This is a genomic window from Bradyrhizobium sp., from assembly GCF_049512235.1.
GTDB lineage: Bacteria > Pseudomonadota > Alphaproteobacteria > Rhizobiales > Xanthobacteraceae > Bradyrhizobium.
The window spans coordinates 1-9,362 of record NZ_JBEKXH010000258.1 but is presented as its reverse complement, the minus strand read 5'-3'; the positions used below and the strand labels follow the sequence as shown (position 1 = coordinate 9,362).

9 protein-coding genes are annotated in these 9,362 nt (G+C 63.0%); 2 read left to right on the top strand and 7 right to left on the bottom strand.

Going from position 1 to position 9,362, the window contains the following annotated elements; translation table 11 throughout:
• Positions 1 to 31 precede the first annotated feature (31 nt).
• The 3 genes from ABSG20_RS21975 to ABSG20_RS21965 all read right to left on the bottom strand — a co-directional run bounded on the left by ABSG20_RS21975 (position 32) and on the right by ABSG20_RS21965 (position 2,825).
• Entirely contained in the window at positions 32 to 1,153 is a 1,122-nt protein-coding gene (locus ABSG20_RS21975) for an alpha/beta fold hydrolase (RefSeq protein WP_423866615.1), read from the bottom strand.
• Between the two features lie 192 nt (positions 1,154 to 1,345).
• Entirely contained in the window at positions 1,346 to 2,179 is an 834-nt protein-coding gene (locus ABSG20_RS21970; RefSeq protein WP_423866614.1) for an AraC family transcriptional regulator, read from the bottom strand.
• Positions 2,180 to 2,408: 229 nt separating this feature from the next.
• Positions 2,409 to 2,825 (bottom strand): DUF1236 domain-containing protein, encoded by a 417-nt coding sequence (locus tag ABSG20_RS21965; protein WP_423866613.1) that lies wholly within the window; start codon positions 2,823 to 2,825, stop codon positions 2,409 to 2,411.
• 176 nt (positions 2,826 to 3,001) lie between these two features.
• On the opposite strand from ABSG20_RS21965, the gene ABSG20_RS21960 reads away from it, so the two are divergent.
• Positions 3,002 to 3,136: a hypothetical protein gene (locus tag ABSG20_RS21960; RefSeq protein WP_423866616.1), complete on the top strand. Its 135-nt coding sequence runs from the start codon at positions 3,002 to 3,004 to the stop codon at positions 3,134 to 3,136.
• A gap of 28 nt (positions 3,137 to 3,164) precedes the next feature.
• Here ABSG20_RS21960 and ABSG20_RS21955 read toward each other — a convergent pair whose 3' ends face one another.
• Positions 3,165 to 4,796 carry a hypothetical protein gene (locus ABSG20_RS21955; protein ID WP_423866612.1) on the bottom strand — a complete coding sequence of 544 codons (1,632 nt, stop codon included), beginning with the start codon at positions 4,794 to 4,796 and terminating at the stop codon, positions 3,165 to 3,167.
• Positions 4,797 to 5,047: 251 nt separating this feature from the next.
• A complete protein-coding gene (locus ABSG20_RS21950) occupies positions 5,048 to 5,428 on the bottom strand; it encodes a carboxymuconolactone decarboxylase family protein (RefSeq protein ID WP_423866611.1) in 381 nt (126 codons plus the stop codon).
• A 179-nt stretch (positions 5,429 to 5,607) separates the two neighbouring features.
• Here ABSG20_RS21950 and ABSG20_RS21945 point away from each other — a divergent pair, with 179 nt between their 5' ends.
• Positions 5,608 to 8,208 (top strand): TIGR02302 family protein, encoded by a 2,601-nt coding sequence (locus ABSG20_RS21945; RefSeq protein WP_423866610.1) that lies wholly within the window; start codon positions 5,608 to 5,610, stop codon positions 8,206 to 8,208.
• A 28-nt stretch (positions 8,209 to 8,236) separates the two neighbouring features.
• Here ABSG20_RS21945 and ABSG20_RS21940 read toward each other — a convergent pair whose 3' ends face one another.
• Together ABSG20_RS21940 and ABSG20_RS21935 are read right to left on the bottom strand one after the other, a co-directional pair.
• The gene (locus ABSG20_RS21940; protein WP_423866609.1) at positions 8,237 to 8,611 is read right to left on the bottom strand and encodes a response regulator; all 375 of its coding nucleotides are present in this window, start codon (positions 8,609 to 8,611) and stop codon (positions 8,237 to 8,239) included.
• 40 nt (positions 8,612 to 8,651) lie between these two features.
• Positions 8,652 to 9,362 (bottom strand): thioredoxin (locus tag ABSG20_RS21935; protein WP_423866608.1); only part of this gene is annotated, 711 nt, incomplete at its 5' end.

The following is a 9,362-nucleotide window of genomic DNA, read 5'->3' as shown; positions in this document are numbered from 1 at the left end:
GGAGTTTAATAGCGTTTGTTATTTCAAGCGATCATCTAGACCCAGTACTTGGGGGATTGGCGAACGGTCTCACTCGCGCCACAAGGTCCGCCAGAAACTGATCGGGACGATCAAAGGGAATAAAATGATCTCCGCCGTGGACCAGCACAAAATCCTTGTGCGGCGCGATGATCTGCTTGAAATATCGTTCAGCAGGCCCGCTTGGCGTGATGTCATCCTCATCGCCATCGATGAAGATCATGGGGATCGGAAATTCGAACCCTAACGAAGCCACGTCTCGCTGAAACATGGGACTGTCGCGTCCGCGCAGATACTTCGCGGAGAACGCCATCCCTTTGCTCCAGTTATACCAATCAAGCAGCGCGAAATCCGGCATGAAGGGCGGCGCGACAGGACCGGCGAGGTTGAAACTATCAACGGGCGGGAGCGCCAAAGCCCTGCTCCATTTTTCCGCAACGAGGCGATTTATTTCGTTCATGGCCGGTTGCGAAGCGATTGGCGCCAACTCTGCCAGGGCCTCCGTGTTGTTGACGGACTGCGCCCGCGTTTGCAGGTGAGCGATCGTGATCTCGAATGCTTTCTCGAAGGTCGCCCTGCCGATGACCTGCCCCGTGCCAACATAGGCGTAGAACAGATCCGGACGTTGCTTGACGATGTGAATCCCCAGGAATGAGCCCCACGAATGCCCAACCAGGACGATCCTGTCCTTGTGCAAATGGGTCCGCAGATACTCCGCGAGTTCGATTCCATCCTGTGTCATCCGTTCCAATGTCATGGTTGGTGCAGTCGCGTCTCCCGTCGCACCATAGGTCCGGCCGGTGCCGCGCTGGTCCCACTGCACGACGGTGAAGTATTTCTCCCAGGGCTGCCATCCCGACGATATCGGTAAGGTGGAGCTGCCGGGGCCACCATGGACGAAAAGAAGAACCGGGTTGTTTCGATCCTCGCCTCGGATTTGAACCCATTGTTGAATGCTGCCGATGACGACAAACCCTCCCTCCTGCACCCCATTGGGTGAACGGATCGCAAGGGCTTCGGCAGCGAGATGCTGACGGTAGGCACGAAAACCTAGTCCGGCAGCCACCACCACTATGAGGAGTCCGGCGGTGCACAGAAGAGAAGCCCTGATTAGTTTTACAACTTTGCGCGGCATCGTCGTCTGGTGTCCTCTGCGATGGCGTGACCTGAAGCTGCCTCATCGTCATCATGGTTCCTGAATACTTGGTCGAATGAGCGGAACTTCCGTCAAGGGCACCAAGCAGGAATTCGCTGCGGCGCAGCAAGTCGTCCGGTTCTTCCGGCCCCAAGGATGAATGCGCGTCTGGTCTCGTTCACGGAATTGTCCTCACGCCTTGATTGGTATCCAGATTTCGAAACTGCCCGTTCCGGTCGAATAATCGAACGCCTCGCCGAAGCGCTCGATACCGGGTGCATCGGCAGCCTCGTGTCCCGAGTCCGGCAGCCACTTGGTCCAGATCGTGCGGAACGTGCGGCGGATCGCCGAAATGTGCTCGCGATGGACGAACACAGCGTATTTCTGCTCGCTTATGCGCAGGCGGCTGAAGGCGGTCGGAAGCCCTGAGAAATCGGTCACTTGCGTGCCGGCGATGTAATCGAAATTGCCCTCGTCATCGCCGTTATATGAGACGCCGAAGGTGGTTCCGCCGACCTGGCGCGGGATGATCCCGAGATAAGGCACAAGGCGCTGCCATTGCGCCGGGATCGCCTTGCTGCTCTCCCAGGTGTAACGCTCTCCGAGGCCGGCAATGAGCAGCGGCTTGCCGTTCTCGAAGCGCACGGGTTTGAGGTCCTCGATCAGGGTCTCGTCCAGCTTGATGGGCTCCACGAGGTCGAGGTTGCAGGTGCGGCGCTGCGCCCGCACCGCTTCGGGCGTCAGCCCGAACTGGTCGCGAAACGCCCGCGTGAATGCTTCGTGAGAGCCGTAACCGGTGTCGAGCGCCACGCTCAAAATATCAGGCGCGCCGTTCGAAAGTGATCGCGCCGCCTCCGTCAGGCGCCGCCCGCGCATATAGCCCATGACCGAACGGCCGGTCGCGAGGCCGAAGGCGCGCGCCAGATAGAAGCGCGACACGCCGGCCGACCTAGCGATGTCGTCGAGCGAAATGTCGCCTGCAAAATGGGTCTCGATAAACCAGATCGCTTTTCCGACGGCACTCATGGTCGGCGCACCCGCGTGAAATCCGCTGGTTGTATAGCGCACTTCGAAAGCGGCCACTTGATCGGGATTGCAGTGCTTCGGCTCCGCTTGAGCCGGATGGACCCGTAATACTGGGTTGCAAGATACTGGGTTGCAAGGCTGCGGCCGGGCGTTCCGCGTCAGGTGCGACGACAGGCACGGAGATCTTCGCCAGCAGCGAAGATCTCCGTTTCCTCAGGTCCGGCTCAGCTCATTCGATGATTTCGACGATGCGGCGGGTGCGCGGGTCGACCAGCACGGTACGGCCGTTGACAACGGTATAGCGATAATCGCGCGCGCTATATTCCGCCGGCATATCGTAGTAGGTGACGCCGGCCTCGGGCAGCACGGCGCCGATCCGGACCTCCTGGTCGTAGCGATAGGACGGCGGACGCCGCTCCTCGACAAAGCGGTGAAAGCGCGGCCGTTCGTCGATGCCGAGCACGCCATCGACGCCGCCGACCACGCCACCGATGACCCCGCCGACAACGGCGCCCAGCGGTCCGGCATCCCGTTCGCCCTCGCGCGAGCCCCTCTCGATGCCGCCCGGGACGCCCTGGGCTTGCACGGCGATGGGAACGGCGATGGTGGCGGCGAGGGCGGCAATTCCAATCAGTTTGCGGATCATGAAAATTTCTCTCTCCTGGTTAACATGCATTGAAAACGGCCAGCGTGCCCGCAGGGTTCTGCAGCAATCGGATCGCTCGGCCACGCCGCCAAATGGCCCCGGTCGGGGCCTTCGATTGGACGAGCGACGCGAAACCGGGTTAAACCGGCAAATTGGCTGAATTGAGTTCAGGATTGATGGCAGCCGTCGGCCGCACCGAACCAGGCGATGCGCTGCCGGCCTGTCGCGGCACGTTCCTGGGCGTCGGCGTCATGAGTTGCGCGATCAACCTGTTGTATCTCACCGGCTCGCTATTAATGCTGGAAGTCTAAGGCCGGGCGCTGCCCAGCCGGAGCGTTGTCAGCGCAGTGACGGCGCGAACACGCTGTTCAACTGCAGATAAAACTGGTTCTGCTTGACGTCGGCATTGGGCGCGTTGGTCGCGGGATTGAGAGGACCGAGCGTGATGTTGAGGGTATGGGTCCGCGTGCCGCTGGTTGAGAGCAATGGGCTGTTCGGACCCTTGAAGCGCACGAAAGTCCAGGTCGGCGTGACGTTGCCTCCGTACGTCAATATGAACTGCACGGATTGCCCGATCGTCGCAATCGGTGGGTCGATCGCCTTCGACGTGAACTCCGTGGCCGTATCGACATAGCTCTTCATGTTCTTGATGTTCGCGTTCGCCGCCGCGATGTTTTGTGTTGCTGCGTTGGCGTCGGCGAGCGCCGCGATCGCGCGCTTATTCGCATTTTCTGCGTTCGAATTTAGCGTTTTGAGGTTGCAGAGGTTCTCTTTTTTCTTCTCGAGGTCGCGCTTTTTGTCGTCGATGTCGGGCTCGTTTTTCCCGGCGTTGCCGAGGTCGCGCTCTTCTTTCTCGATGTTCTCGAGGTCGCGCCTTCGGCGCACCACGAGGAATCTTGTATCCCTTATGAGGTTTCTGGCTAGGGTGAACTTCTTATCCGGCAGTGGCCTGAAGGTGTCGAGATCGTTGGTCGCCTCCTTTATGTTGTCGTTTGCAGCGTCGCCAAGCTGCTTGGCAACCTTGAGGTTCGCCGCATTATGATCCTCCCTCCTTCTGATCGCTGGATCGAGCACGCCGTTGAATTGCGCCTTGTCCGCCTCGATGGTCCTCGTGGCGTTCTTCATCGCCTGAAACTCAGACTCAACGTCGCTTTTCGCGGCGGCAAACGTCACCATGTCGCTCCTTGCAATCTCGCCAGCGCCCGTGAGGGTGTCGTTCGCGTCATTGAGTAGATCGTCAACGTCGTCCAGCTCGTCAAGGCATGTTTTTTCCTTGAAGCTTTGCGTCTCCTTAGGTTTCTCTGTTTTTGATTCGTCCGGCTTCGTGACTTTCTGCGCCGAGGCAGCGCTGCCCGGTTTGGGATGATATCCCGCATACAATAGCTCGGGCGTGCCCACCACCGGCGACACCGCCTGTCGAAACCACTCCCTCAGCCCGAGACGTCCGCGCAGATCCATGTTGTCCGAAATGGCGCAAAGGCGCGCCGTATTCGCATTGGTCCGCCAGTCTCTCAGTTCGGCGACGGAAAACGTAAAGCTCATGGTTTCCGTGCGCTGGGCCTGGCCGTTCAGATTTGCCCCGGCTGCCACGGCAAAGCTCTGCGAGACGGCGGAAATGGCGGTCCCCGGCGCTCCCGATGTCGAAATGCTACTCGGCCCTACGTTCGGATAGGCATTGTGGAGCGGCTCAATCGCGGACACGCCCGGAGCGAGCGTAGCTTGATCGAGTATCTGCAAGGTGAGGTCGGCTTGCGCGGTCCAGTTCTGGAGCCACGCAAATTTCGCGTCAGAATCCGGCAGCCAGCGTCCCTCGTCGTCAACAAACGCGTCCGACAACTCGCATTTTGTTCTCAGCACGATGTCGGAGACCGGGATGCCACCGGTGGCTTCTTCCAGGGCAGGTAACATCGTGCAGGCGGCCAGGGCAAAGGTGCACGCGAACCCGCCAGCAATGAGCGATTTCCGAACCATCGTCGCCCCCTGCGCTCACAAGAACTCCGCGCGGCTTCGTCGCCCTCCTGCAAACTTAAGCCGACAACCAGCACGTGTGCAACGAATCATATTTCGCAATTATTGGCGCCGCCAATAAGCGGATACCCTGACGGCGCCACCGTTTCGCGCGAATGCGCGCCCGATGGCAGGTTGCGCGGCGCGGGCGTGCGAAGTAACCCACAGCCGTGTACGAAAGCCCGGGCGCGCCGCGGGCCGCTGCTGCACGTTCATCAGCCCTTGTCGATCTCGGCGAAGACCTCGCGGGCGATGCGAAAACTGTCGACGCCGGCGGGGACGCCGGCATAGATCGCCACCTGCATGAAGATCTCGCGGACCTCGTCTCGGCTCACGCCGTTGACCAGCGCGCCCTTGATATGCACCCGCAATTCGTGCGGCCGGTTGAGGATCGAGATCATGGCGAGGTTGAGCATGCTGCGGGTCTTGCGCGGCAGTTGCTCGCGGCCCCAGACCGCGCCCCAGCAATATTCGGTGACCAGTTCCTGAAACGGCTTGTTGAAATCATCGGCATTCTTCAGGGCATTGGCGACGTAGGCCTCGCCCAGCACCGCTTTGCGAATTTCCAGTCCCTTGTCGTGTGTTTTCTGGTCCATGACGCTTCCCTTGCCGTTGCCGCTGTTTGGCCTGATGGTCCGGGGGCCGACGTTACGGGGTCGTCGCTCCGCAGTCACGCCTTCGTGTTATGCGTGTTTTGGGGTGGGTTACGGCTCCGAACCAGGTGCCTCAGTGCCGCCGTTGTGATAGTGTCATGTTCGGCAACCCGGAGATTTTGTTGAGCGGCACCACCCCCGATCCATCCGAGCCCATACGCGACCCTGATGCGGTTTCGCGGCTGCGGCTGGGCCAAGCCTTGCAGCGGGCGAGATATGCCATCGCCTGGGAGCGGATCTGGCCGCATCTGGCGCGGCTTCTGACCATTGCCGGCCTGTTTCTGGTGGTGTCCTGGGCCGGATTGTGGCTGGCGCTGCCGTTCGTGGCCCGGGCCATCGGGCTTGGAATGTTCGTGCTCGCCGCACTGGGGGCGCTGTTGCCGCTGGTCCGGTTTCGCTGGCCGAGCCGCGAACAGGCCTTGAGCCGGCTCGACCGCGGCTCCGGCATCCGCCATCGCCCGGCGACCGCGCTCACCGATACGCTGGCGACCCAAGACCCGGTGACGCGGGCGCTGTGGCAGGCGCAGCGCGAGCGTACGTTGGCATCGATCAAGCGCATCCGCGCCGGCCTGCCATCGCCGCGGCTTTCGCTCCACGACCCCTGGGCGCTGCGCGCGCTGGTCGCGCTGCTGATGCTTGCGGCCTTTGTCGCCGCGGGCGACGAGCGTGCCCTGCGCACCGAGGCCGCATTCGACTGGAACGGCGTGCTGTCGCCGGTCAATATCCGGGTCGACGCCTGGGTGGCGCCGCCGCTCTATACCGGCAAACCGCCGATCATCCTGTCGGCGGCGAACAAGGAAGCCGGCGTTCCCGCCGCCGGGCCTTTGCCGGTTCCGGCCGGCAGCACGCTGATCATACGCTCAAGCGGGGGCACGCTCGATGTGGTGGCCGCCGGCGGCGTGACCGAGGCGGTTGCCGCCGAACAGGCGCCGAAGGGCACCAACGAACGGCGTTTTACCGTCGCCGGCGATGGCACGGTCCACGTCCGCGCGCCCTCCGGCCAGCCGCCATGGAATTTCATCGCCACGCCCGATCGCGCCCCGACCATCGCGCTGGCGAAAGATCCGGAACGCCAGGCCCGCGGCTCGCTGCAGATGTCCTACAAGATCGAGGATGATTACGGCGTCACCGAAGCAAGAGCGCATTTTGCCGTCCGACCCGGCGACGCGCCGAACGCCGCTGCACCGGCGCGGCCGCTGTTCGATCCGCCGCAATTTCCGCTGGTGCTGCCGAATGCGCGCACCCGCAACGGCGTCGGGCAGACGGTCAAGGATCTCAGCGAGGATCCCTATGCCGGCGCCGACGTCACGCTGACGCTGACCGCCAAGGACGAGGCCGGCAATGAGGGGCAGAGCGAGCCTTTCAACATGCGGCTTCCGGAGCGGCTGTTCACCAAACCGCTGGCGCGGGCGCTGATCGAGCAGCGCCGTATTCTGGCGCTCGATGCCAATCAGAACTCGCTGGTCTATGCGGCGCTCGACGCACTGATGATCGCGCCCGAATTGTTCACCCCGGAGAGCGGCCAATATCTCGGCCTGTACAGCGTGGCCCGCCAGCTCGAGGCGGCCCGCACCGACGCCGCGCTGCGCGAGGTCGTCGCCAGCCTGTGGTCGCTCGCCGTCACCATCGAGGACGGCGATATTTCCGATGTGGACAAGGCCCTGCGCGCCGCCCAGGACGCGCTCAAGCAGGCGCTGGAACGCGGCGCCAGCGACGAAGAGATCAAGAAGCTGACCGAGAATTTGCGCGCGGCGCTGGATAATTTCATGCGCCAGCTCGCCGAACAGCAGCGCAACAATCCGCAGGCGCTGGCGCGCCCGCTCGATCCCAACACCAAGGTGATGCGCCAGCAGGACCTCAACAACATGATCGAGCGCATGGAGCGGCTGTCGCGCTCGGGCGACAAGGATGCCGCCAAGCAATTGCTCGAACAGCTGCAGGAGATGCTGGAAAACCTGCAGTTGGCGCAGCCCGGGCAGTCCGGCGACAACGACATGGAACAGGCTCTGAACGAACTTGGCGACATGATCCGCAAGCAGCAGCAGCTGCGCGACAAGACCTTCAAGCAGGGTCAGGATTCGCGGCGCGATCGCGCCCGTGGCAAGCAGGACGATCAGAGCCTGGGCGATCTGCAGCAGGATCAGCAGGCTCTGCGCGACCGCCTCAAGCAGTTGCAGCAGGAACTCGCCAAGCGCGGCATGGCGCAGGGCCAGCGCCAGCCCGGCGAAAAGGGTCAGAAGGGCCAGAAGGGCCAACAAGGCGAACAAGGTGAACAGGGCGAACAAGGCGAACAAGGCGAGGGTGACCAAGCCGGTCAGGGCGAGGGCGAGGATGGCCTCGGTCAGGCCGACAGCGCGATGGGCGACGCCGGCAGCAAGCTCGGCGAGGGCAATGCCGATGGCGCCGTGGATTCGCAAGGGCAGGCGCTGGATGCGCTGCGCAAGGGGGCCCAGAGTCTTGCCGAGGCGATGCAGCAGGGCGAGGGACAGGGCGACAGCCCCGGCGATCATGTGGGCCGGCAGCAAGGTACCGGAAATGGCAATGATCCGCTCGGGCGACCGCTTGGGCACGAATTCAGTGACGATTTCACGGTGAAGATTCCCGGCGAAATCGATGTGCAGCGGGCGCGCCGGATCCTCGAAGAACTGCGCCGCCGCCTCGGCGATCCGCAGCGTCCGCAGATCGAACTCGATTACCTCGAGCGACTGCTGAAGGATTATTAGTTCGCCACCGCCTTCTCGGCGCGGTGCGCTAAGCCTTGCGCTCGGCCAGCGCAGCGGCCACCGCGGTGCGGATATCGGCCACCGAAAACGGCTTGGTGATGACGTCGTGCACGATCGCGTTGAGGCCATGGGCGCGTTCGCGCTGATCGGCAAAGCCGGTCATCAGCAGGATCGTCAAATCCGGAAAGTCGCGCGCGGCCGCCAGCGCCAGCGCTATGCCGTCCATCACCGGCATCTTGATATCGGTCAGCAGCAGGTCGAAGGCGCCTTTATCGCGGCTCAGGATGTCGAGCGCCTCGGCGCCGTCTTCCGCGGTCACGGTTTCGTGGCCGTCCATGGCGATGGCGCGCGCCACCAATGTGCGCATGGACTCTTCGTCGTCGGCGATCAGCACACGCGGCATACCGGAACCTCGTTGCGAAAGGGAAACTGCGGCGACCCGTTCATGTATGACCGCCGGCGAGATCCCGCTTGTTGAAGAAGCGGACATCGATCTGGCGGCCCTCCGGCGGCGGCGAGGCCAGTCGCGACTTGAACCAGGCTTTTTCCTGGGGATTCAGCACCGGCTGCTCCAGCACTGTGTTCCAGGCGTAGATCTCGGTCCCTTGCGCGTCGCGAACGCTGAAGCGCAGCCGCGGCAGTTCGATCGGCTTGCGCGCTTGGCCTGTTATCACGCCCTCGATCACCAGCACCGGTTCGCCTGCCGCGGTCTCGGTGGTAACCTTGACATCCTTGAACGACAGCCCGCGCAAATTAACGTCCATGCCGACCATCTGGTAAAACGCGGCGGTCTGCGGCAGCAGCCGTACCACGTCGACGCGCCAGATCATCAACGCCAGTGCCAGCGCGCCCATGCCGGCACAGGCCGTCGGGAGACTGGCGAGTGGTTTACTTTGCGCGCGATGGAGCGAGCGCGGCTTCAAGAGGGCAGCAAACCATGACAGGGGCCCCCGCCGCCCGGCCTTCTTGCCCTTCGCATTGCGGGCAAACGAGGGTCCGTCGTCCACTTGGGCCTGCGGAAAGTCCTCTCCCTCCGGCAGCCCGTCGCCCGAAATCGAGGGGCTGTCGACGACCGGGGTGTCCTCCTGGCTTTCCTCCGCCCGCGCCAGAGCGTCCCATTCCGCGGCGTCGTCGTCGCCCGTGGCCGCTTCGGC

What these genes read in the sequence shown, in the direction of transcription:
- ABSG20_RS21975 (WP_423866615.1), bottom strand. Translation starts at nt 1,153, where the DNA reads ATGCCGCGCAAAGTTGTAAAACTAATCAGGGCTTCTCTTCTGTGCACC.
- ABSG20_RS21970 (WP_423866614.1), bottom strand. Translation starts at nt 2,179, where the DNA reads ATGAGTGCCGTCGGAAAAGCGATCTGGTTTATCGAGACCCATTTTGCA.
- ABSG20_RS21965 (WP_423866613.1), bottom strand. Translation starts at nt 2,825, where the DNA reads ATGATCCGCAAACTGATTGGAATTGCCGCCCTCGCCGCCACCATCGCC.
- ABSG20_RS21960 (WP_423866616.1), top strand. Translation starts at nt 3,002, where the DNA reads ATGGCAGCCGTCGGCCGCACCGAACCAGGCGATGCGCTGCCGGCCTGT.
- ABSG20_RS21955 (WP_423866612.1), bottom strand. Translation starts at nt 4,796, where the DNA reads ATGGTTCGGAAATCGCTCATTGCTGGCGGGTTCGCGTGCACCTTTGCC.
- ABSG20_RS21950 (WP_423866611.1), bottom strand. Translation starts at nt 5,428, where the DNA reads ATGGACCAGAAAACACACGACAAGGGACTGGAAATTCGCAAAGCGGTG.
- ABSG20_RS21940 (WP_423866609.1), bottom strand. Translation starts at nt 8,611, where the DNA reads ATGCCGCGTGTGCTGATCGCCGACGACGAAGAGTCCATGCGCACATTG.